The sequence below is a fragment of the Cellulomonas sp. NPDC089187 genome, assembly GCF_040685135.1.
Lineage (GTDB): Bacteria > Actinomycetota > Actinomycetes > Actinomycetales > Cellulomonadaceae > Cellulomonas.
Window position 1 is genome coordinate 725,205 of sequence record NZ_JBFBHI010000002.1, and the last position, 21,350, is coordinate 746,554.

20 protein-coding genes are annotated in these 21,350 nt (G+C 70.9%); 14 read left to right on the forward strand and 6 right to left on the reverse strand.

Translation table 11 applies throughout. From position 1 onward, the window contains the following. The first annotated feature begins 22 nt into the window (after positions 1 to 22). The 5 genes from AB0N78_RS07720 to rny all read left to right on the forward strand — a co-directional run bounded on the left by AB0N78_RS07720 (position 23) and on the right by rny (position 7,231). Positions 23 to 2,209 (forward strand): phage holin family protein, encoded by a 2,187-nt coding sequence (locus AB0N78_RS07720; protein WP_363387915.1) that lies wholly within the window; start codon positions 23 to 25, stop codon positions 2,207 to 2,209. Next, positions 2,206 to 2,994 carry an MBL fold metallo-hydrolase gene (locus AB0N78_RS07725; protein ID WP_363387917.1) on the forward strand — a complete coding sequence of 263 codons (789 nt, stop codon included), beginning with the start codon at positions 2,206 to 2,208 and terminating at the stop codon, positions 2,992 to 2,994. The genes AB0N78_RS07720 and AB0N78_RS07725 overlap by 4 nt, the downstream gene beginning before the upstream one ends. Before the next feature lie 260 nt (positions 2,995 to 3,254). Then, positions 3,255 to 4,298, forward strand: coding sequence for a recombinase RecA (recA, locus tag AB0N78_RS07730; protein ID WP_363387919.1), 1,044 nt, complete (start codon positions 3,255 to 3,257; stop codon positions 4,296 to 4,298). Further along, positions 4,298 to 5,638, forward strand: coding sequence for a RecX family transcriptional regulator (locus AB0N78_RS07735; RefSeq protein ID WP_363387922.1), 1,341 nt, complete (start codon positions 4,298 to 4,300; stop codon positions 5,636 to 5,638). Before recA ends, AB0N78_RS07735 begins: the two co-directional genes overlap by 1 nt. A 78-nt stretch (positions 5,639 to 5,716) precedes the next feature. Then, the gene (gene rny, locus AB0N78_RS07740; protein ID WP_363387925.1) at positions 5,717 to 7,231 is read left to right on the forward strand and encodes a ribonuclease Y; all 1,515 of its coding nucleotides are present in this window, start codon (positions 5,717 to 5,719) and stop codon (positions 7,229 to 7,231) included. A 108-nt stretch (positions 7,232 to 7,339) separates the two neighbouring features. On the opposite strand, the gene AB0N78_RS07745 is transcribed toward rny, so the two are convergent. From AB0N78_RS07745 to AB0N78_RS07760, 4 genes are read right to left on the reverse strand one after another with little or no spacing between them, the layout of a single operon-like run. Further along, the gene (locus tag AB0N78_RS07745; protein WP_363387927.1) at positions 7,340 to 8,218 is read right to left on the reverse strand and encodes an amino acid ABC transporter permease; all 879 of its coding nucleotides are present in this window, start codon (positions 8,216 to 8,218) and stop codon (positions 7,340 to 7,342) included. Then, positions 8,215 to 8,916: an amino acid ABC transporter permease gene (locus AB0N78_RS07750; protein ID WP_363387930.1), complete on the reverse strand. Its 702-nt coding sequence runs from the start codon at positions 8,914 to 8,916 to the stop codon at positions 8,215 to 8,217. Before AB0N78_RS07750 ends, AB0N78_RS07745 begins: the two co-directional genes overlap by 4 nt. Before the next feature lie 9 nt (positions 8,917 to 8,925). After that, positions 8,926 to 9,768: a glutamate ABC transporter substrate-binding protein gene (locus AB0N78_RS07755; RefSeq protein ID WP_363387933.1), complete on the reverse strand. Its 843-nt coding sequence runs from the start codon at positions 9,766 to 9,768 to the stop codon at positions 8,926 to 8,928. A 23-nt stretch (positions 9,769 to 9,791) separates the two neighbouring features. Then, positions 9,792 to 10,556, reverse strand: a complete 765-nt coding sequence (locus AB0N78_RS07760; RefSeq protein ID WP_363387936.1) for an amino acid ABC transporter ATP-binding protein — start codon at positions 10,554 to 10,556, stop codon at positions 9,792 to 9,794. Between the two features lie 83 nt (positions 10,557 to 10,639). Between AB0N78_RS07760 and miaB the strand changes: the two genes are divergently transcribed. After that, positions 10,640 to 12,181 carry a tRNA (N6-isopentenyl adenosine(37)-C2)-methylthiotransferase MiaB gene (gene miaB, locus AB0N78_RS07765; RefSeq protein WP_363387938.1) on the forward strand — a complete coding sequence of 514 codons (1,542 nt, stop codon included), beginning with the start codon at positions 10,640 to 10,642 and terminating at the stop codon, positions 12,179 to 12,181. Here the strand turns inward: miaB and AB0N78_RS07770 are convergent. Further along, the gene (locus tag AB0N78_RS07770) at positions 12,178 to 12,675 is read right to left on the reverse strand and encodes a YbjN domain-containing protein (protein WP_363387941.1); all 498 of its coding nucleotides are present in this window, start codon (positions 12,673 to 12,675) and stop codon (positions 12,178 to 12,180) included. The two genes, miaB and AB0N78_RS07770, sit on opposite strands and share 4 nt — an antisense overlap. After that, a complete protein-coding gene (locus AB0N78_RS07775) occupies positions 12,672 to 13,187 on the reverse strand; it encodes a YbjN domain-containing protein (RefSeq protein WP_363387944.1) in 516 nt (171 codons plus the stop codon). Before AB0N78_RS07775 ends, AB0N78_RS07770 begins: the two co-directional genes overlap by 4 nt. Positions 13,188 to 13,306: 119 nt before the next feature. On the opposite strand from AB0N78_RS07775, the gene AB0N78_RS07780 reads away from it, so the two are divergent. From AB0N78_RS07780 to AB0N78_RS07815, 8 genes are all read left to right on the forward strand, one after another. Further along, positions 13,307 to 13,711, forward strand: coding sequence for a YbjN domain-containing protein (locus AB0N78_RS07780; RefSeq protein ID WP_363387947.1), 405 nt, complete (start codon positions 13,307 to 13,309; stop codon positions 13,709 to 13,711). Between the two features lie 128 nt (positions 13,712 to 13,839). Continuing rightward, positions 13,840 to 14,328 (forward strand): YbjN domain-containing protein, encoded by a 489-nt coding sequence (locus tag AB0N78_RS07785; RefSeq protein WP_363387950.1) that lies wholly within the window; start codon positions 13,840 to 13,842, stop codon positions 14,326 to 14,328. 67 nt (positions 14,329 to 14,395) lie between these two features. After that, positions 14,396 to 16,255, forward strand: coding sequence for an HSP90 family protein (locus AB0N78_RS07790; RefSeq protein ID WP_363387953.1), 1,860 nt, complete (start codon positions 14,396 to 14,398; stop codon positions 16,253 to 16,255). Continuing rightward, complete coding sequence (locus tag AB0N78_RS07795; RefSeq protein ID WP_363387955.1) at positions 16,252 to 18,249, forward strand: hypothetical protein; 1,998 nt, start codon at positions 16,252 to 16,254, stop codon at positions 18,247 to 18,249. Before AB0N78_RS07790 ends, AB0N78_RS07795 begins: the two co-directional genes overlap by 4 nt. Before the next feature lie 17 nt (positions 18,250 to 18,266). Beyond that, a complete protein-coding gene (locus tag AB0N78_RS07800; protein ID WP_363387958.1) occupies positions 18,267 to 19,082 on the forward strand; it encodes a hypothetical protein in 816 nt (271 codons plus the stop codon). Further along, positions 19,079 to 20,038, forward strand: coding sequence for a tRNA (adenosine(37)-N6)-dimethylallyltransferase MiaA (miaA, locus tag AB0N78_RS07805; RefSeq protein ID WP_363387961.1), 960 nt, complete (start codon positions 19,079 to 19,081; stop codon positions 20,036 to 20,038). Before AB0N78_RS07800 ends, miaA begins: the two co-directional genes overlap by 4 nt. After that, positions 20,035 to 20,973 (forward strand): diaminopimelate epimerase, encoded by a 939-nt coding sequence (dapF, locus tag AB0N78_RS07810; RefSeq protein ID WP_363387964.1) that lies wholly within the window; start codon positions 20,035 to 20,037, stop codon positions 20,971 to 20,973. Before miaA ends, dapF begins: the two co-directional genes overlap by 4 nt. A gap of 47 nt (positions 20,974 to 21,020) precedes the next feature. Beyond that, the gene (locus tag AB0N78_RS07815; protein WP_363387967.1) at positions 21,021 to 21,341 is read left to right on the forward strand and encodes a thioredoxin family protein; all 321 of its coding nucleotides are present in this window, start codon (positions 21,021 to 21,023) and stop codon (positions 21,339 to 21,341) included. Positions 21,342 to 21,350 lie beyond the last annotated feature (9 nt).

Consider the following 21,350-nt stretch of genomic DNA (forward strand, 5'->3'; position numbering starts at 1 on the left):
GCCCGCGTGGCACTCTGAGGCCATGACCGCACGTCATCCCCTGCGCCGCTGGTGGGCGGTCACGCTCAGTGACCTGGGGGATGTGCTGCTCAGCCTGGTGGTCACCGCGCTGGGACTCGGGATCGGCATCGCGCTGGTCGACGGAGTGAAGGCCAGCAACCCCGGCTCGGTGCTCCTGGTCGCGACGGTGGTTGGTGTCGGCGACCTCCTGCTGCGTCCCTCGCTGCGTGTGCTGGCCCGGGTCGGCGGGGCGATGGGGGCGCTGCTGGCAGGACTGGGCGCGCAGGTGCTGGTGACCTGGCTGGCGCTGTGGGCGGTGCCCGGGGTGCAGGTGCGCAATGGGTGGTCCGCGGTGGCGGTGCTGCTGGTCACCGCGGTGGCGATGGCGCTCGGGCGGTGGATCTGGGGTGCCGGGGACTCGGACTATGTGGTCGGCGATGTGCTGCGTCGGGCACGCTCGCGGGCCAGGCGAGCCGGTGAGGGTGGCACCGTCACCGGCGACGGGGTGGACACGGGGCGGCCAGCCGGGCTGCTGGTGGTGCAGCTGGACGGGGTGGCCGCGCCGGTGCTGGATCAGGCGGTCGATGCCGGACTGGTCCCGACGATGGCGCACTGGGTCGCCGACGGGTCGCACCGCCCCGACCGCTGGTGGGCGCGCATCCCCTCCACCACCCCGGCGAGCCAGGCGGGCATCCTGCACGGTGCTGCGGACCGGATCTGCTCCTTCCGCTGGTGGGACCGTCGTGCCGGGCGTCTGGTGGTCACCAACCACCCCGACGACGCGGCGATGGTCGAACAGCGGCTCAGTGACGGACGTGGGCTGCTCGCCGGAGGTGGAGCGGCGGTGGCCACGATGTTCTCCGGTGATGCGGAGCGGCAGTTCCTGGTGATGAGCCAGGCGCGACGGGGCATCGGGCCCGGCGCCCCGTACCTGCGGTTCTTCGCCAGTCCGTTCGTGCTCGCCCGGGCGGTGTCCCTGACTCTCGGCGAGGTGGTCAAGGAGCTGTACCAGGGTCGGCGGCAGCGAGTGCGCGATGTCCGACCCCGGGTCCCGCGCCGAGGCTGGTACGTGCTGTTGCGTGGGATCACCAACGTGCTGCTGCGTGACCTGGCGACCTCGCTGACCGCTGAGCAACTGGTCCGCGGCGTCCCGGTGCTGTACCTCTCCCTGGTCGACTACGACGAGATCGCCCACCACGCCGGTCCCACCCGACCCGAGTCGCTGCGGTCGTTGGAGGGGTTGGACCGGGTGCTCGGCACCCTCGACCGCGTCCGGGAGGTGGCCCCCCGTGACTATCGCGTGGTGGTGCTCTCCGATCACGGGCAGACGCTGGGGCCGACATTCCGCCAGGTCACCGGGCACACCCTCCCGGAGGTCGTGCACCGGTTGATGGCCGACCCGATGCTGGACACGGTGCAGGCCTCCGGTGACGAGGAGTGGGGCCCGCTCAATGCGTTCCTCGCCTCGGTCCGACCGCATGGCGAGGACCGGTCGGTGGTGCTCGGACCACAGGGCAAGGAGCGCTCCGGGGAGCGGCATGCGGACCGCAGCCGACCGGCCGGGCTGCGCACCGATGCCCCGCCACCGGATGTGGCCGTCACCGGATCGGGGAACCTCGGCATGGTGTGGTTCCCGCGGGCCGCTCGGCGGCTCACACTGGAGGAGATCGACCTGCGCTGGCCCGGTCTGGTCGGTGGGCTGGCGGCCACCCCGGGTATGGGGGTGGTGCTGGTCGACACCGCGGCGCACGGACTCGCGGCGGTTGGTCCGGAGGGGATCTCCTGGCTGGAACGCGCCGACGACGGTGGACAAGCACAGACCCAGGCCGACGGCACCGCAGACCGCACGGCACATCGGAGCGGTCCGCTTGTCGAGGGTGTCGACCCGTTGGCCCCGTTCGGACCCCATGCGGCGGCGGATCTGCTCCGGCTCGGGCGCTTGGCGGAGGTCGGGGACCTGGTGCTGCTGTCGGAACTGTCACCGGAGGGGTGGGTGTACGCCTTCGAGGGGCAGGTGGGCTCCCATGGCGGGATCGGCGGCGCGCAGAACTCGGCCGTGCTGCTGCACCCGACCGAACTCGGGATCGACCCCGACCTGCTCGACCCGGATGCGGGCACCCTGGTCGGTGCCGACGCGGTGCACCGTCAACTGGTGCGCTGGGCCGCGCGGCTGGGGCTCCGCGAGGGAATCGAGGGGGAGACGGCGTGACGGGGGTGGCGGTGCGCTGGCTCGGGCATGCCAGCGTGGTCCTCGACCTGGGCGGAGTTCGGGTGCTCACCGACCCTCTGCTGCGTCGGCACGCCGGTGTGCTGCGCCGTCACGGGGCCGCGCCCCGCGCCGAGCACTGGGCCGATCCGACGGCCGTGCTGATCTCGCACCTGCACTACGACCATGCCGAGATCGGCTCGTTGCGGATGCTCGGCGATGTCCCGGTGCTGTCCGCCCCGTCGAATGCGCGCTGGCTCGCCGGGCACGGGGTGGGTGGTGCGCAGGGGGTGGTACCGGACGAGTGGTGGCCGGTACCGGGCAGTGACGTCCGCATCCGCCCGGTCACCGCCGAGCACGGTCACCGGCCGATGCCACACCGGCCCAATGCCGCCAACGGGTTCGTGATCGCCGCACCCGGGGTGCGGGTGTGGTTCGCCGGGGACACCGCCCCGTATCCGGCGATGCGGGACCTGCCGGAGTTAGCGGGTGGGCCGATCGACCTGGCGTTGATCCCGGTGGGTGGATGGGGGCCGCGGCTGTCCGGCGGACATCTCGATCCGGTGCAGGCGGCAGAGGTCTGCGCGGTGGTCGGGGCTCGGCATGCGGTGCCGATCCACTGGGGAACACTGCACGCCCCGGCGGCGCGGCGGCTGCCCCCGGGGTGGATGGAACGAGGCGGCCCGGCTTTTGGTGCCGCACTGGCCCGGAGGGGGCTGTCGGGCAGCGTGCTGGAGCCCGGGGAACTGCTCCGGGTGGAGGCGACACGCGGGCAAGGAACGCCCTGACCTGCGCACCGACACCGTTCCGACACGCAGAACGCGCCGCGCAGATCACTCGAACAGATGTTCGGCTACAGTGGCCGCTGATGACGCCGGCGGGTGGCCGCGCGGGTCGTCGGACCGTCCCCAGCCGGGGGTGTTCCCGCGACCTGTGGACGCTCCCGCAGGACATGTCGGTGGTCGGGCATACCGTCGTCGCACGACATCAGAGACCAGCCCCCGCAGGCGCAGCGAGAGACGCTGCTCGAATCGACGAGGTGGAATACATGCCCGCTCCCCAGGACCGCGAGAAGGCCCTCGAGGCCGCCCTCAGCCAGATCGACCGCCAGTTCGGCAAGGGCTCGATCATGCGCCTCGGCGAGGAGGGTCGCGCCCCGGTCGAGGTCATCCCGACCGGCTCCATCGCGCTGGACGTGGCACTCGGCATCGGTGGGCTGCCCAAGGGCCGCATCATCGAGGTCTACGGCCCCGAGTCCTCCGGTAAGACGACCGTCGCCCTGCACGCAGTGGCCAACGCCCAGCGTCAGGGTGGCATCGCCGCGTTCATCGACGCCGAGCACGCCCTGGACCCGGACTACGCCAAGAAGCTCGGCGTCGACACCGATGCGCTGCTGGTCTCCCAGCCGGACACCGGTGAGCAGGCGCTGGAGATCATGGACATGCTGATCCGCTCCGGCGCGATCGACATCATCGTGATCGACTCGGTGGCGGCTCTGGTGCCCAAGGCCGAGATCGAGGGCGAGATGGGTGACAGCCACGTGGGTCTGCAGGCCCGCCTGATGTCGCAGGCCCTGCGGAAGGTCACCGGTGCGCTGAACGCCTCCGGCACCACCGCGATCTTCATCAACCAGCTGCGCGAGAAGATCGGCGTCTTCTTCGGCTCCCCGGAGACGACCACCGGTGGTAAGGCGCTCAAGTTCTACGCCTCCGTCCGGATGGACATCCGCCGGATCGAGACGCTGAAGGAGGGCTCGGACGCGGTCGGTAACCGCACCCGGGTCAAGGTGGTCAAGAACAAGATGGCCCCGCCCTTCAAGCAGGCCGAGTTCGACATCCTCTACGGCGTCGGCATCTCCCGCGAGGGCAGCCTGATCGACCTGGGCGTCGAGCACGGCATCGTCCGCAAGTCCGGCTCGTGGTTCACCTATGAGAGCGATCAGCTCGGCCAGGGCAAGGAGAATGCCCGCGCGTTCCTGCGGGACAACCCGGAGCTCGCTGCCGAGATCGAGGGCAAGATCAAGGAGAAGCTGGGCATCGGTGTCGCCCCCGCATCGGCCGACCAGGCCGAGGAGGTCAAGGTCGACTTCTGATGTCGACACAGCACGGCATGGACACCGGCGCTCAGGGGAACGATCCCTGGGCGCCGGTGCCCGTCGCAGAGGATCCCTGGGTCGAGGTCGCCGAGGCGGATGACGCCTGGTCGACGGACCAGGACGGCTCGGCTTGGGACGACGCCACCGGGGACACGGCATGGACCGGTGGCTCCTTCGCGCCGCCCGGGGACGAGTCCGGATCGGCCTGGACCACGCCCCAGCGGGCCCCAGCCCGGACGCGGGGGGACTGGTCTCGGCGGGCGACGTCAGCCGATGACGGCCGGAGCTCCGTGCCCACGACGCGGAGCGACCGGGTCGTCTCGGGCGCAGCGTCGCGGACCCGTGCCGACCGCAGCGGCACCGCCCGCAACCGCACCACCGATGGCCGCGCCGCCCGCAACCGCGCCGCCGATGGCCCCGCCGCTGACAGCCGCGTCGCCGACCGCGATGCGACGCAGTCGCGCCGCGCGGGTCGGGCTGCTGGGTCCGGAGCTGACGACCCAGTCTCACTCAGCGACCTGGCCGCCCACCTGCGCCCGGCGTCCTCGCTGAGCCCGGCACCCGGAGCCGGGTCCACCCCCGTTGCTGAAGAGCGCGCTCGCACCGAGGCGCAGGAGCGGGTCGCCCGCATGTTGGCTGCTCGGGTCGCTGAGACCGCCAGCGACGCGGCCCTCCCCGGTGCGGGTGAGCCTCGCACCCCCGACACCGTCGAGCCGCACCTCGCAGACGCAGCCGACCCCCACGCCCCAGAAGCAGTTGAGCCCCTGACCACGCGGCGCAGCGCGCGGTCCCGACGGTCGACCCGCCGGATGCCCGCGACCGAACCCCCCGACGCCGGCAGTGCCGCGGTCGACGCCGAACCGGACCAGGAGTCCGTCGCACGGGCTATCGTCCTGCGCCAGCTCACTGCCGCACCGCGCAGCCGTCACCAACTGGCCGAGGCACTCGCCCGGCGGGATGTACCGGAGGACGTGGCCGAGCGTGTGCTGGACCGCTTCACCGAGGTCGGCCTGATCGACGACGCCGCCTACGCGGAGATGCTGGTCCGCTCGCGTCACGCCGAGCGTGGCCTCTCCCGGCGGGCGCTGACCCAAGAACTGCGGCGCAAAGGAGTGTCCCCGGAGGACTTCGCGGCGGCGCTCGATCAGGTCGATGATGCCGATGAGGAGGAAGCCGCCCGCGCTCTGGCCCGCAAGAAGCTGCGCGCCACCCGGGGCCTGGAGCGGGAGGTTCGGATGCGTCGTGCCTACGGCGCACTCGGGCGCAAGGGGTATGCGGGCGGGTTGGTGTCTCGGGTCGTGCGGGAAGAACTGGCAGCGGAGGAGTCCGAGAGCTGATCGCCGGACCCCACGGGACTCCCGCACCCCTGGTCATAGGGAAGAATGGCTGTCCCGGTGTGCCCGACAGGAGGACTCATGCACGACATGGCGATCGTCGTCGGTTTACTGGCGGCATGCCTGGTCGCGCTGATCCTGGTTCTGATCGCGCGGCGGGAAGCCACCGCACTCCGACGCCAGGCGCAGCAGGACGTGCAGTCGATCAAGGACGAGGCGCGCGCCGGACTGGCCGATGTGCAACGGCGTGAGGAGCGGCTGACCGAGCGGGAGCAAGCGGTGTCCACCGCGGAACGCGCCCTGTCCGACCGCGAGAGCGAGGTCACCCGGCGTGAGCGCGCCGTCCGGGCCGAGACCGAGCAGGTCTCCGCCGCACAGCGCGAGGCTTCTGAGCGCATCGCCACGGCAGAGCGCGACCTGGCCGACCGGCTTCGCACAGCCGAGCAGGAGGCCATCGAACGGCTGGAGGCCTCCTCCGGGCTGACTGCCTCCGAGGCCCGCGCCGAACTCATCCGCCAGGTGACCGCCGACGCCACCCAGTCCGCTGCCGCCACCGTGCGCCGGATCGAGTCGCAGGCCAAGCGCTCCGCCGACGCCCGCGCACGCCGGATCATCGCCACCGCGCTGTTCCGGACCGCCGCTGCGACCAGCGCGCAGAGCACGGTGACTGTGCTGCCCCTGCCCTCGGATGAGATGAAGGGCCGGATCATCGGCAAGGAGGGCCGCAACATCCGGACCTTCGAGGCGTTGACCGGGGTGAACGTCCTGGTGGACGAGACGCCCGGGTCGGTGGTGCTCAGCTGCTTCGACGCTGAGCGTCGGGAGATCGCGCAGGTCGCCCTCGACCAGCTGATGGCGGACGGCCGGATCAATCCGCAGCGGATCGAGTCCGCCGTCGCCGCCGCGCAGGCGGGTGCCGGTCAGCGTGATGAGGAGGCCGGGCACGATGCGGCCGAGCGCGCCGGGGTGAGCGGCCTGGATCCGGCACTGATCCGGACGCTGGGTCGGTTGCGGACGCGGACCTCCTACGGCCAGAACGTCCTGGAACACCTGGTGGAAACCGCCCTGGTCGCCGCGCAACTGGCCACCGAGGTCGGTGCCGACGTACAGGTAACCCGCCGGGCCGCCTTCCTGCATGACATCGGCAAGGCGCTGACCGGTCAGCAGCCCGGCACGCACGCCCAGGTGGGCGCGGCGCTGGTGGAGCGGTACGGCGAGTCAGCCGCGGTGGTGAACGGGGTAGCCGCGCACCACGAGGAGGTGCCGCCGGAGACGGTGGAGGCAGTGCTGGTGCAGGCGGCGGATGCCGTGTCGGCGGCCCGACCGGGTGCGCGCCGGGAGGACATCGATCAGCACATCGAGCGGTTGGACGAGTTGGAGACGTTGGTGGTCGGGCACGCCGGTGTGCGCCGGGCACTGGCGATGGCGGCGGGCCGGGAACTGCGGGTGGTCGTGGAGCCCGCCGAGGTGCCGGATGAGGCGATGGGCCGCCTGGCGGTGGAGATTGCCCGGCACATCGAGAAGGACCTGTCCTACCCGGGCGAGATCAAGGTGACCGTGGTGCGCGAGGTGCGGGCGTCCGCGACAGCGAGCTGACCGTCACCAGCACCCGGCACCAGGGCTGCCGCCCAGCACCAGGGCCAGCACCCAGCAGCAGCGCCAGCACAGGCAGCGGAGCCAGCACCGGCATTAGCCCCGGACCGCTCAGGTCGCCGTGGCGTCCGACCGGCCGACCCCCACGGCGTTGCCCGGAGCTCCCGCCCGCACCGGACCTGCTGTCCGCCCGCGCAACCGCCCGGCGAGCTTCTGGGCCACCGTGCCCAGCAGCACGTTGACCACGATGAAGATCAGGGCCACCACGATCAGCGCTGGGATCAGGTTCTGGTACGTGGTCCCGATCTGTCGCCCCTGCCGCAGCAGCTCGACGTAGGTGATCAGGTATCCCAGTGCGGAGTCCTTGAGGATCACGACCAGTTGGCTGATCAGCGCCGGCAGCATTGCGACCAAAGCCTGGGGGAGTAGGACCGAGCGCAGGGTGGCACCCTCGGTCAGCCCCACCGCCAGCCCCGCCTCGCGTTGACCGCGGGGAAGTCCGTAGACCCCGGAGCGGATCAGCTCGGCCACCACCGAACCGTTGTAGAGCGTCAGCCCCGCCACGACCGCCACCAGCGGCAGCTGGTCCACCGGCAGAATCTGCAACTGCCCGAGGAACAACCAGCCGAAGACCATCATCAGCAGCACCGGCACGGCGCGGAAGAACTCGACCACCGCCCCGCAGAACCAGCGCACCGGCGCGAGGGTCGACACTCGGCCGAGTCCGAACAGCAGCCCGAACACCAGCGAGGTCACGATGGAGATCCCCGCGGCGACCAGGGTGCCGCGCAGCCCCGGCAGCAGGTAGTACTGCCAGACCTCGCCGGTGAGGAACGGTGACCAGCGGGCAGCGGTGAGCTGGTCCTTATCCACCAGTGCCTTGATGAACACCGCTGCGATGGCCAGCAGCACCACCGCCGCCACGATGTTCGCGATCAGCATCCGCCGCCGGGCGCGCGGTCCGGGGGCGTCGAACAACAGGTCGCTCATCGCTGCACCGCCAGTCGCCGGGAGGCCCAGGTGATCAGCACGCCGGTGGGCAGCACGATGATCACGAATCCGAGCGCGAACAGCAGGAACACCGCGAAGATCACATCGGGCCGGAACTCGATCATGGTCTTCATCAGTGCGGAGGCCTCAGCCACCCCGATGGCGGAGGCCACCGTGGTGTTCTTGATCAGCGCGATCAACGCGTTGCCCAGCGGTGCCACCGCGCCCCGGAACGCCTGGGGCAGGATGACGATCCGCATCGCCTGCCCGAAGCCGAGCCCGATCGCCCGCGCCGCCTCGGCCTGCCCCACCGGCACGGTGTTCACCCCAGAGCGCAACGCCTCGGCGACAAAGGCCGCGTGGTAGACGGACAGCCCGAGCACCGCCAGTCGCAGGTTGTTGTCGTCCAGGAAGGTCGGCGACTCCCGCGAGGCCAGCGCCAGACCCATCGTGTAGAACAGCCCGAGGCTGCAGAACACGATGATCAGCGTCAGCGGGGTGTTGCGAATCGTGTTGACGTAGAACGCCCCGGCAGCCCGCATGCTCGGCACGGGGGAGACCCGCATCACAGCGATGACCGTGCCGATGACCAGCGAGCCCACCGCCGCCAGCCCGGAGAGCACCAGGGTGGTCCGGAAGGCGGCGAGGACGTCGTACTGGCTGAACAACTCGGTGAACTGCGCCCAGTAGTCACCCATTGGCGGGCCTCAGCCGCAGGCCTCAGGCGTCGGCGGGTTCAGGTCCGCATTTGGCGTGTAGTTCGCGTCACCTAGGTTCGCGTCCAGCAACTCCTGCCAGGTGCCGTCGTCGATCATCGCGGTGATCGCGTCGGTGACGTCCTGGCACATGTCCGAATCCTTGGGCAGCCCGACACCGTAGTTCTCCTCGGAGAACGGGTTGCCGACCACCTTGAGGGTGCCCGCGTAGGCGTCCTGCGCGGCGAACCCGGCCAGGATGATGTCGTCGGTGGTCACCGCGTCGATGGTGCCGGCGGCCAGCGCCTCCACACACTCGGAGTACCCGTCGAACTCCTGCAACTGCACGTCCCCGGCGTACTCGTCCTTGATCCGCTGTGCGGGGGTGGAGCCGGTGACCGAGCAGAGCAGCTGACCGTCCAGGTCCTCGGGTCCGGTGATGTCGGAGTCCTCGGCGACCAGCAGGTCCTGCCCGGCGACAAAGTACGGCCCGGCGAAGTCCACGGTCTGCTTGCGCTCGTCGGTGATCGAATAGGTGGCCACGATCATGTCCACCTGGCCGTTGGACAGCAGGTTCTCCCGCTGGGCCGACGGTGCCTCCCGGAACTCGATCTGGTCCTCGGAGTAGCCGAGCTGCTCGGCGATGTACCGGGCGACGTCGACGTCGAATCCGGTGTAGTCGCCGCCCTCCTGCAAGCCGAGGCCGGGCTGGTCGAATTTGATCCCGACCGTGAGGGTGTCGGAGCCACCGTCGGAGCTGGTGCTGTCGGAGCCGGAGTCCCCTCCGGACGAGCAGGCCGCGAGGGTGAGACCCACGGCGGCCAGGGCCGCTCCGGTGCGAGCGATGCGGTGCATGGCGTGGTTCCTTCCGGTTGACGTCAGTGCGTGAGGATCTTGGACAGGAAGTCCTGGGCCCGGTCGGTGCGCGGTGCGGTGAAGAACTGCTCGGGGGTGCCTTCCTCAAGGATCTGACCGCCGTCCATGAAGACCACCCGGTGCGCGGCACGGCGGGCGAAGCCCATCTCGTGGGTGACGACGATCATCGTCATGCCGTCCTTGGCCAGGTCGGTCATGACGTCGAGCACCTCGTTGATCATTTCCGGGTCGAGGGCGGAGGTCGGCTCGTCGAACAACATGACCTGTGGCTTCATCGCCAGGGCCCGGGCGATCGCCACCCGCTGCTGCTGCCCACCGGACAACTGTGCCGGCAGCTTGTGCGCCTGGTTCCCGACCCCGACCCGGTCCAGCAGCTCCTGCGCGGACCGCCTGGCCTCGGCCTTGGACTGCCGCTTGGACTTGATCGGACCGAGGGTGACGTTCTCCAGCACGGTCTTGTGCGCGAAGAGGTTGAAGGACTGGAAGACCATCCCCACATCGGCGCGCAGCCGGGCGAGTTCTTTGCCCTCGGCGGGCAGTTCCCGACCGGCCACGGTGATGGTGCCGGCGTCGATGGTCTCCAGCCGGTTGATGGTTCGGCACAGGGTGGATTTGCCGCTGCCGGAGGGGCCGATCACGACCACCACCTCGCCCTGGGCGACAGTCAGGTCGATGTCTCGCAGCACATGCAGGTCGCCGAAGTGCTTCTGTACGCCGTCGAGCACCACCAGGGGCACGCCATCGTGCTCTGTGTCGATCTGAACCATTCCGTGACGGTAGGGGCGGAGTGTGACCTGCGCCATTCGGTGCGGTCACAGGCAGGTAACACCTCGACGTACCCTGGTCCGCGATGAGCACGATGACGCCCCCCGCATCCGCCGTCGGCCAGGAGGCTCGCACCTACCTGGTCAAGACCCTCGGTTGCCAGATGAACGTCCACGACTCCGAGCACATGGCCGGGCTCCTGGAGCAGGCCGGCTATGTCGCGGCGACCCCGGAGGCAGTCGCCGCCGAGGAGGCCGACGTCATCGTGATCAACACCTGCGCGGTGCGGGAGAACGCCGCCGACCGGTTGTACGGCAACCTCGGTCGTCTGGCCGGGATCAAGCGGAACCGTCCGGGGATGCAGATCGCCGTGGGCGGCTGCCTGGCACAGAAGGACCGCACCGGCATCGTCGAGCGGGCACCGTGGGTGGATGTCGTCTTCGGCACCCACAACCTGGACGTGCTGCCGGTGTTGCTGGAACGCGCCCGGCACAATCAGGACGCTGCGGTGGAGATCGCCGAGTCCCTCCAGGTCTTCCCCTCCACGCTGCCGACCAAGCGCGAGTCGGTCTACGCCGGGTGGGTGTCGATCAGCGTGGGCTGCAACAACACCTGCACCTTCTGCATCGTGCCGCACCTGCGCGGCAAGGAGCGCGACCGCCGACCCGGCGATGTGTTGGCCGAGGTCCAGGCGCTGGTCGACCAGGGTGCCATCGAGGTCACGCTGCTGGGTCAGAACGTGAACTCCTACGGCGTCGAGTTCGGTGACAGGCAGGCCTTCGCGAAGCTGCTGCGCGCCGCCGGTGCCACCCCGGGGCTCGAGCGGCTGCGGTTCACCAGCCCGCACCCGGCGTCCTTCACCGACGACGTGATCGCCGCGATGGCGGAGACCCCGACGGTGATGCCCAGCCTGCACATGCCGCTGCAATCCGGTTCGGACCGGATACTGCGGGCGATGCGCCGGTCGTACCGGTCGGCCAAGTTCCTCGGCATTCTGGAGCGGGTGCGTGCTGCGATGCCGGATGCGGCGATCACCACCGACATCATTGTGGGGTTCCCGGGCGAGACCGAGGAGGACTTCGAGCAGACCCTCCAGGTGGTGGAGCAGAGTCGGTTCTCCTCGGCGTTCACCTTCCAGTACTCGATCCGGCCCGGCACGCCCGCTGCGGACCTGCCCGACCAGCTGCCCAAGCAGGTCGTCCAGGAGCGCTACGAGCGGTTGATCGCCCTGCAGGACCGGATCGCGCTGGAGGAGATGCGCAAGCAGACCGGGCGCACCGTCGAGGTCCTGATGGCCGAGGGTGAGGGACGCAAGGACGGTGAGACCCACCGCCTGTCCGGCCGGGCCGCCGACAACCGTCTGGTGCACTTCGCACTGCCGCCGTCGCTGGCGGAGGTCGACCGTCCGCGCCCGGGTGATCTGGTCACCGTCGACATCACCCATGCCGCGCCGCATCACCTGGTCGCCGACTCGGCTCTGACCGGTGGCAGCTTCGCGGTGCGGCGCACCCGGGCCGGTGACGCCTGGGCCCGCGGCGACGAGCACGACCACGGTGGTGGCGACTCCTGCGGCACCGGGGCAGGGCAGGCCGGTCCGGTGCTGCTCGGGCTGCCTACTCGGCGCTAGTCCGTGCCGGCAGGCGGCAGCAGCGCGTCCAGTGCCTCGAATGCCTGCACCCCGGTGCCGATTCCGCAGGAGATCAGCTGGTCGAGCTGCTCGGCGGTGACCCCGTGCTCCAGGTCGGTCGAGACCTCGGCGTACACCGCGAGCTCGCCCTGCTCCTCGCGCAAGTAGAGCTTCGGCCAGATCCGGTCCCGGTTCCAGTCATTCAGCGCCAGCGTGCCTGAACGGCGCGCCTCGACCGGCAGCTGGCGGTGCCACCGGCCACGGACCTGGAACAGCTCTTTGTCATCGCCCAGCAAGAAGAACCAGAAGCGGTTCTGGTTCCACACCCCGGTGAGGTCACCGTCGTCATCGACCCGGAAGTGGTAGTCGTGGCTGGACAACGCCGCAGCCACCCGATCCTGGGTCAGTCGGGTGGGGCGGTCCTGCACCGGACGCACGGGGGCCACCGGTGCGCCGAGCACCCGGGACAACCACCCGGGGGAGCGCGCGGTCACGGGGCCACCGCCGCCGGGTCCGGGTACATCTCATCGATGGCGTCGAAGAAGCTGTTCGCGCTGCCCAATCCGCAGTGCAGCAGTTGTGCGAGCTGGTCGTCGGTAGCGCCGTGCTCCAGGTCGGTGGAGGTCTCCGCGACCACCGTCACCATGCCGTTGTCCCGCACCCGGGCGTAGGTCTTGGGCCAGATCCGCTCCGCGTTCCACTCCTCGCAGGCGTCCAGCACCTCGTGCAGGCGCTCCAGGGCGATCTCCCGATGCCACTGGCCACGGATCTGCAGGATCTCCTGCTTCTCGCCCAGCAGGAAGAAGAAGATCAGTCGCCCCTTCCACAAACCGCCGATATCGCCGTCGTCATCGGTGAAGTAGTGGAAGTCGTTGTCCTTGAGCCAGGCGACGATCCGCTCGGGTGCCAGCGGGGTCGGATGTCCGTCCGCCGGGGCGGATCCGAGTGCGTTGCCCGGGGCGCCGGTGGCGACGGTCGACCACCGGCGGTTCCGGAAGAGACCCATGCGAACAACCCTACCCGGGCCCGAACCGGACGCCACCTACCCCCTCGCGGTACTCAGATCGGGTCCGGAACGTCCCCGTATGCCGGAAGTGCGCCCGCGGCTGCCTAGCGTGGCACCTCATGAGCTCCACGGGACGGCGGGTGACCGAACACCGGATCATGACCGTGCTGGACCGGCACGGTCTGCACTACGGCACCGACGACGACGGGCGGATCGGCAGCTTCCACGCCGGGCACCTGTTTCGGATCGGCTGTGTCGACGGTGCCCTCATGATTCGCACCCGCTGGCACCGCAGCGTGGAGTCCGGGCGTGCCCCGATGTTGCATGCCGTCCTGCGGCGATGGGCCAGTGAGGATGAGCGCGTCCAGTTGACCGCGGTGCCGTGGGGTCAGGGCCTGACCGTCGACGCCCATTGCGTGTCTGACCGCGCAGGGCTGACCGATCGGCAGATCCACCGGCACCTGACCACGGCGATGGATGGTTCACTGCGCGCATTCGGGCTGCTGGACCGCCTCCTTGAGTAGGCGCACGCTACTCATAGCGGGTCCGAATGACCGCACCGACCGCCGCGCTCGCGTACGGTTCCGAGGGCTCGACCAGCTTCCCCTAGCGTCCCGCGCGACGCTCTGACCGCACGAACTTGAGGATCATCATGGGCTTCTTCACCAAGCCGGACGCGACCCCGGCGGCTGCGCTGGCACCGCTGACCAAGGACCGCATCAAGGCGGTGCTGGACCGCCGGGAGATGAACTACGGCGTCGACGACGACGGTGACATCTTCGGCGTCTGGGACGGCCACCTGTTCTACTTCTTCCAGCTGGGCAAGTCCGGGGAGTACTTCCAGTCCCGGGGTCGCTGGAACCGCAAGGTCGGTGTCGACCAGCTCGGCGCGCTGACGCAGATCGTCAACCAGTGGAACGCCGAGAAGCTCTGGCCCAAGGTCTACGTCCGTGCCGAGGGTGAGGTGCTCGGTGTCTACGGCGAGCACACCGTGGACTACGAGCACGGCATCACCGACGAGCAGATCGACCAGCATCTGGCCTGCGGGATCATGACCACGCTGCAGGTCTTTGACCAGCTGGACGAGGCCTACCCGGCTGAGGCGGCCGCCGCCAAGGCGGAGGAAGAAGCCCAGGGCTGACCTGTGTCATCCCCGGGGTCGCGACGCGGAGCCGTCGCGGCCCCGGCCCATGTCCCGGAAGGACCCCATGACCGACCCCCAGGCATTCCAGGTCGACCTGCACGGCGTCGTCGATCTGCTGGCGCGGCACCTGTACTCCGGCGAACGGGTCTACCTGCGCGAGCTGATGCAGAACGGGGTGGACGCGATCACCGCCCGCCGCAGCCTCGACCCACAGTGCCCGGCCACGGTACGGATCCGCACCCTGCCCGACGGCGGGTTGTCCGTCACCGACTCCGGTGTCGGACTCACCGCGGCCGAGGCCGCCGAGCTGCTGGCCACGGTCGGACGCTCCTCCAAGCGGGACGCCGATCTGGGGATGGCCCGCGAGGAGTACCTGGGTCAGTTCGGCATTGGCCTGCTGTCTGCCTTCATGGTCGCGGACCGGATCGAGTTGACCTCGCGGTCCGCACGGGACCCGCAGGCACTCGCGGTGTGCTGGATCGGGCATGCCGACGGCTCCTACGAGCTGACCGAGCTCGACCCGGAGGCGAGCGCGCAGGTGCCGGAGGGGTCCACAGTGCTGCTGCGCCCTCGCCGGGACGCCGAGCACTGGTTGGAGGTCGACACGGTGGTCGGCCTGGCCGAGGAATTCGGTTCCCTGCTGCCGGTCGACCTCGCGGTGGAGGTACCGCTGGACGACGGCTCGGACACTCGGGTCTGGCGGCGCATCACCGAGCCGGAGCTCCCCTGGCAGGTGGAGCACCCCTCCGCCGCGCACCGCAGCGTGGCGTTGACCCGCTACTGCGAACGGGCGCTGGGCTTCACCCCACTGGCCGCCATCGACCTGGAGGTGCCGCTGGCCGGGGTGAGCGGTGTGGCCTATGTGCTGCCGTCCGCGGTGCCGCCGGGCGGTGGCGGCACGCACCGGGTGTATCTCAAGCGGATGCTGCTCGGCACCCGGGTCGAGGGGCTGCTGCCGGAGTGGGCGTTCTTCGTCCGGTGCGTGATCGACGCCTCCGGGCTGCGGCCCACCGCCTCCCGTGAGCAGCTGTACAGCGATGAGGTGCTGCTGGTGACGCAGGAGGCGCTGGCCCAGACCATCCGGGACTGGTTGCTGACCACCCTGGAGTCCGACTCCGGTGTGGCAACCGAGTTCGTGCGGACCCACCACCTGGCCGTGCGATCCCTGGCGCTGTCCGATGACACCATGCTCGACCTGGCTGCGCGGATCCTGCCGTACGAGACCACGGACGGGACACTCACTCTGGACGAGGTCGCCGCCCAGCACGGCACGGTGATCTACGCCCCGACGCTGGAGGAGTACAAGCGGATCGCCCCGGTGGCCCGCGCCCAGCAGATGGCCGTGGTCAACGCCGGATATGTCTACGACGCGGACCTGCTCGGACGCCTCGCCCACCGCCGTCCCGGCACGGTCCGCCCACTGGCCACCGGTGACATCGCCCAGGTGTTGACCCCGGTGTCACCCGAGCGGGAGTTGGCCACGTTGGACGCAGTGGCGGCGGGCAACACGGTGTTGGCCGACCAGGACTGCGAACTGGTGTTGCGTACCTTCGAGCCTGCCGAGCTGCCCGCCGTCCTGCTGCACGACCGGGACGGCGACCACCAGCGCGAGCTGCGCCGCGTCCAGGAGCAGGCCGACGACCTGTGGGGAGATGTACTCGCCGGCTTCGCGAAGCCGGTGGCAGCCCGTCAACTGGTGCTCAACGACTCCGCCCCGCTGGTTCGTGACCTGCTGGCCGCCCCGCCCGGGGAGGTCTTCGAGGCCGGACTGCAGTCGCTGTACGTCTCCGCCCTGTTGCTGGCCGGAGAACCGCTGCGGGCTCGGGAGTCCGCACTCATGACCGGCTCGATGGCGGCGCTGCTGCGCGCCGGACTCGCCGGTACCCCCGCACCGCAGGACGACTCCGAGGAGGACCCCCGATGACCCGCACGCTGCAGGAAGCGAACCAGGAGATCAGTCGGGTACGGCGGATGCCCTACGGGCTCGCGCACACCCAGGCCGCTGAGGAGCAGGTCAAGCTCGTCGAGGCCGAGGGACCCGATGAGGCCAAGGCCTTCGCACTGTTCACGCTGATCGACGCCTACCAGTGGGGCGGTGAACCGGAGCGGGGGTACGTGCCCTTCGCTCAGCTGCTGCGGTGGTGGGATCAGCGACCCGAGACCTTCGACTCCGACGACCAGCATTCGCTGTTCTGGTCCTTCAAATGGATGGTTTCTGGCCTGGCGGACTTCCCCGGAGTTCCCGCCGAGCAGATCGAGCGCACGCTGGATGACATGGAGCGCCGCTACGCACTGGCCGGCAACGGCATGGATGCGGTGGCTGCCGAGCGATTCTCCTGGGCGCGCCGTCGCGGTGCGCCGGAGACCGAGCAGTTGTTCGCGCAGTGGGTGGCCACTCCCCGGGACGACTTTTCCCAGTGCGAGGCCTGCGACCCGGGCGATCGTGCCGCGTACCTGCTGGCCACCGGTCGGGTGGAGGAGTCCGTCCGGCTGATCGAGCAAACCCTGCCCAGCCGCCCGCGCTGCGCCAGCGAGCCCGCCGACATGCTCGCGGATCTGGCGGACGGCTACCTGGAGCTCGGTCGTGCCGTGGATGCCGTGCGTGCCCACCGCCAGGCGGTCGCCGCGCTGGCCGATGCGGAGGGTGACATGTCCTCCGCTCGAGGGCAGCGGATTCGGTTGCTGGCCCGCGGTGGTCAGCCAGGGCGGGCGCTGCGGGCGTTGGAGTCCGAGCAGCACCTGTTGGCCAAGGCCGATACGCCCTACGACGAGCTGAGCTTTGCCCGGCTGGTCGGTGCGGCGACGCACATTCTGCGCGCCGAGCACGCCGATCGCGCTCTGCGGATCACCGCCGTGCCTGAGCTCGGCGACCGCCCGACCGTCGCGGCCCTGGACGACTGGCTGCGCGCCAAGGCCGACCGTCTCGCCGCGGCATTCGACGCGCGCAATGGCAGCAGCTACCAGAGCGACCTGGTGCGCGCCGCCTGGTCAACCGAGCCAGCCGCCGTGACCCTCGACCTGGATGTGCTGCCCCGGGGTTCCGCCACCGCTGCGACGCCCGGGTCCGGCTCGGCCATGCCTTCAGGTTCGGCCGACCCGGCAGCCCCAACCGGTGCAGCAACCAGCCCGGCGGCCGAGGACGATCCGCTGGCGCAGCGCCCGGATGAGGATGTCGCCTCCTGGACCGATCGGCTCCTGCGGGCCGGGGAGGCCCGACGCGCCGCACAGGCCTGGGTCGATACCGCTGCCGCCGCCGATCAGGACGGTCGGCTGATCGATGCCGGATTCGCGCACGCGGAGTACGCCCGGATCGCGCAGCTCTTCGACGACCAGGACGGTGCTGACGCCGGGTACCGGTCGGCGGTCCCACGCCTGCGTGCCGGTGGTCTCGCGCCGGAGCTGGTGGTCCAGGTGTTGGTCGCCTGGGCACCGACGGCGGCCCAGTTGAGGGACACCGGGGAGGTGCTGGCGGAGATCGACCGCTGCCTGGCCGCCCTGCGTAGCACCGACGAGGCCACGACGGAGGGCCGGGACGAGACATTGGCTGCGCGAGAGCAGGCCACCCGTCGTCGCGCCACCGCCGATCTGGAGGACACCGCCGCCCGGCTGCTCGCGGAGTCTGGTGAGACCGAGCAGGTGGAGCTCGCGGCGCGCACCGCCCAGTCCGCGGCGGAGGCCTACGGCGGGCAGGGCGCGGTCGCCGACGCGGCACACGCCTTCTGGCTCGCCGGTCGGCTGTTCGACCAGCTCGGCCGGGTGGACGAGGCGGTATGGAATCTGGAGTCCGCGATGGAGGGCTTTGCGCAGGCACGCCAGCGAGAGCCGTGGACCGAGGTGGCTGACCTGCTGATCCAGGCCCTGCGCAACTCCGGCCAGACCGCTCGCGCCGAGCAGCTGGCTCGGGAGATCGTCAGCTGAGTCGGTACCGTCTGCGGGTGCCCACCGTCCTGCTGCTGCCCGACTCCGCCCTGCTGGTGCCCGGGGTCGGTGGCGCGCTCGCCGACCCACTGGGCGCGGCCCGGGACGCGGTGCTCACGGCGTTGGCGGTGTCGGGAGCACCGGACGTGTCGGCGACGTCGGGTGGGCTCGGCGCGCAGGCGGCTGGTTCGGTGTTGGTGATCGCCCCGGGTGGGCAGGATCGGGTGTTGACCGGTCCGTTCGGGGACGGGCTGGCGGCTGCGGGTATCGGTGACGGCTCGCCCGGTGACGGCGTGGCGGTGCCTGGTGCTGCCCGGTCTGCTGTGGTCCGGGCTGGTGCCGCTCGGGCTGGCGTGGCAGCGGCGACCGCACTGCACCTGCTGCGGTTGGCCGGACACGATCCGGACCGCTCCGCCACTGTGCTGGAGACCAGCCGCGACCAGGGGCGGATCGCAGCCGTGCTGCCTGCGTCGCCCGAGGTGCCATCGTCGCCCGAGCTGGTGCTCGTCGTCGGATCGCTGTCCGCCCGACATGGCCCCGACGCGCCCCTGCCGGATGACCCGGCCGCGCGTGACGCGGATGCGGCACTGCTCGCCGCAGTGGCTGAGGGTCCCCGGGCCGTGGCCACCGCCTTCCAGGGGCTCAGCGTGGCGGACTGCGACCGGTTGGCGATCACCGCCGGACGGCCCTGGCGCGTCCTGTTGTCCCTGCTCGCGGGCGCGGGCGCGGGCGCGGGTGCGCTGCCTGAGGCGGAGGCGGACCTGCTCTGGTCCGGTGTCCCCGGCGGCGCGCAGCACCTGGTCGCCCGCTGGCAGATCGAGGCAGCGGCATGAGCCTGATCGTCGCCGTCGTCGGTCCCACCGCCACCGGCAAATCCGACCTGGCCCTGGCGCTCGCGGAACACCTGTCCGGGGAAGTCGTCAACGCCGACGCCCTGCAGTTCTACCGGGGGATGGACATCGGCACCGCGAAGCTCTCGGTGGCCGAACGCCGGGGCATCGTGCACCACCAGCTCGACGTGCTCGACCCGGACCAGGACGCCAGCGTCGCCGCCTACCAGGAGACCGCCCGGGCGGACATCGCCGCCATCGAGGCCCGCGGGCACCGGCCGATCGTGGTCGGCGGTTCCGGGCTGTACCTGCGGGCCCTGCTTGACCGAATCGAGTTCCCCGGCACCGACCCCGAGGTCCGCGCCGCACTGGAGGAGCGCGCCGAGCGTGAGGGCACCCGTGCCCTGTACACGGAGCTGCTGGCTGCCGACCCGGCGGCGGCGTCGTCCATCGGCCCGCGCAACACCCGCCGGATCGTGCGCGCGCTGGAGGTGATCGCCCTCACCGGTCGCCCGTACTCGGCCAACCTGCCCGGACACGACTACCACCGCCCCGCGGTGCAGATCGGCTTGGACTGCGACCGCGCCGAGTTGGACCGGCGGATCGCGCTGCGGGTGGACCGGATGTGGGCGGCCGGGCTGGTCGAGGAGGTGCGCGGTCTGCTGGACGGTGGCGGGATCGGACGCACCGCCTCCCGCGCGGTGGGCTATGCCGAGGTGCTGGCCGCGCTGCGGGGTGAGATCACCGAGCAGGAGGCACGCGCTCAGGTCCAGGCCGGGACGCGCCGATTGGCGCGCAAGCAGATGGGCTGGTTCGGCCGGGACCCGCGGGTGCACTGGTTGGATGCACTCGACCCGGCTCTGGTGGACCGGGCACTGGCCCTGGTCGCCGCCGCCGACGCGGGCACCCTCGGACCGGCCACGGAGGATCCGACGCCGCGCCGTAGTCTGGGGTCATGACCGCCCCGCTGCACGTCACCAAGGGACACGGCACGCAGAACGACTTTGTGCTGCTGGACGGCCGGCACACCCCGCCGCTGGACACCGCGCTGGTGCGGGCGCTGGCGGACCGGCGGGCCGGGATCGGCGGCGACGGGGTGATCCGGCTGACCGCCTCGACGGATCTCCCGGAGGGGCGACAGCTACTGGCGACCGAACCCGCCGCGACCTGGTTCATGGACTACCGAAACGCGGACGGCTCCATCGCAGAGATGTGCGGCAACGGCGTGCGCGTGGTCGCCGCCTTTGCCCGCGAGCTGGGCCTGTGGGACCCCGCATCCGGTGACCTGGTGCTCGGCACCCGCGCCGGTGTGCGCCGGGTGCGACAGGTCGAGCCCGCCGCAGGGGTGGGAGATCAGGTGTGGTACGCCGTCGACATGGGGCAGTGGCACCTGCCCGGCGGGGACACGGCGGTGGCTCGGGGCGGCGACGCCGAGGTGACGGTGGCAGGCCTGGCCGTGCCCCGTCCGGCGTTGAGCGTCGACCTCGGCAACCCGCACACTGTGCTGGCCCTGGCGGATGAAACCGAGCTCGCCGCTGTCGACCTGACCGGTGCTCCGGATGTCCAGCCGGTGCCCCCGCACGGGACCAATGTGGAGTTGGTGGTGCCGCTGGGTGAGCAGACCCAGACCGATGGCACCACGATCGGTCGGCTGCGGATGCGGGTGCACGAGCGCGGGGTGGGGGAGACCCGCTCCTGTGGCACCGGGGCCTGCGCCGCAGCCCTGGCGGTCCGGACCTGGGCGGGGCCGCAGTCGCCGACCGTCTGGTTGGTGGACGTCCCGGGCGGCACCGTCCGGGTGACCGCACTCCCCGGCGGTCGGGTGGAGTTGGCGGGCCCCGCCGTGCTGGTCGCGGAGTTGTCGGTAGACACCGAGGCCTTGACGGCGATCTGACCCCCCGACACGGGAACACTGCACCGGGGACCCGTCGTTGCGCTGACATGGCTGGAACTGACCCGTTGACCCCGGAGGACATCGGCGCGCCCCTGGGGCGACGGCTCACATTCCTGCAGTTCTCCACCGGATTCTGCGCACCCTGTCGGGCTGCGCGGCGGGTGCTGGAGCGTGTGGTCGACACCAGCACCGGCGTGGCCCATGTGGAGGTCGACGTCGCCGATCACGCTGACCTGGCCGGGCGCTTCGCGGTTTCCAGCACACCGTTGGTGATCGTGCTCGACCCGGACGGGGCACCGCTGGCCCGGCTCGCCGGGGTGCCGAGTCTGGCCCAGGCGCGCGCCACCGTCTCGGCGCTCGCGGACTGAGCGGTCAAG

Excerpts from the sequence above, each read along its gene's own strand:
- miaB (WP_363387938.1), top strand. The coding sequence starts at position 10,640 with ATGAGCACGATGACGCCCCCCGCATCCGCCGTCGGCCAGGAGGCTCGC.
- AB0N78_RS07760 (WP_363387936.1), bottom strand. The coding sequence starts at position 10,556 with ATGGTTCAGATCGACACAGAGCACGATGGCGTGCCCCTGGTGGTGCTC.
- AB0N78_RS07750 (WP_363387930.1), bottom strand. The coding sequence starts at position 8,916 with ATGGGTGACTACTGGGCGCAGTTCACCGAGTTGTTCAGCCAGTACGAC.
- AB0N78_RS07795 (WP_363387955.1), top strand. The coding sequence starts at position 16,252 with ATGACCCGCACGCTGCAGGAAGCGAACCAGGAGATCAGTCGGGTACGG.
- AB0N78_RS07755 (WP_363387933.1), bottom strand. The coding sequence starts at position 9,768 with ATGCACCGCATCGCTCGCACCGGAGCGGCCCTGGCCGCCGTGGGTCTC.
- miaA (WP_363387961.1), top strand. The coding sequence starts at position 19,079 with ATGAGCCTGATCGTCGCCGTCGTCGGTCCCACCGCCACCGGCAAATCC.
- AB0N78_RS07790 (WP_363387953.1), top strand. The coding sequence starts at position 14,396 with ATGACCGACCCCCAGGCATTCCAGGTCGACCTGCACGGCGTCGTCGAT.
- recA (WP_363387919.1), top strand. The coding sequence starts at position 3,255 with ATGCCCGCTCCCCAGGACCGCGAGAAGGCCCTCGAGGCCGCCCTCAGC.
- AB0N78_RS07815 (WP_363387967.1), top strand. The coding sequence starts at position 21,021 with ATGGCTGGAACTGACCCGTTGACCCCGGAGGACATCGGCGCGCCCCTG.
- dapF (WP_363387964.1), top strand. The coding sequence starts at position 20,035 with ATGACCGCCCCGCTGCACGTCACCAAGGGACACGGCACGCAGAACGAC.
- AB0N78_RS07735 (WP_363387922.1), top strand. The coding sequence starts at position 4,298 with ATGTCGACACAGCACGGCATGGACACCGGCGCTCAGGGGAACGATCCC.
- AB0N78_RS07745 (WP_363387927.1), bottom strand. The coding sequence starts at position 8,218 with ATGAGCGACCTGTTGTTCGACGCCCCCGGACCGCGCGCCCGGCGGCGG.
- AB0N78_RS07775 (WP_363387944.1), bottom strand. The coding sequence starts at position 13,187 with ATGGGTCTCTTCCGGAACCGCCGGTGGTCGACCGTCGCCACCGGCGCC.
- rny (WP_363387925.1), top strand. The coding sequence starts at position 5,717 with ATGCACGACATGGCGATCGTCGTCGGTTTACTGGCGGCATGCCTGGTC.
- AB0N78_RS07720 (WP_363387915.1), top strand. The coding sequence starts at position 23 with ATGACCGCACGTCATCCCCTGCGCCGCTGGTGGGCGGTCACGCTCAGT.
- AB0N78_RS07785 (WP_363387950.1), top strand. The coding sequence starts at position 13,840 with ATGGGCTTCTTCACCAAGCCGGACGCGACCCCGGCGGCTGCGCTGGCA.
- AB0N78_RS07780 (WP_363387947.1), top strand. The coding sequence starts at position 13,307 with ATGAGCTCCACGGGACGGCGGGTGACCGAACACCGGATCATGACCGTG.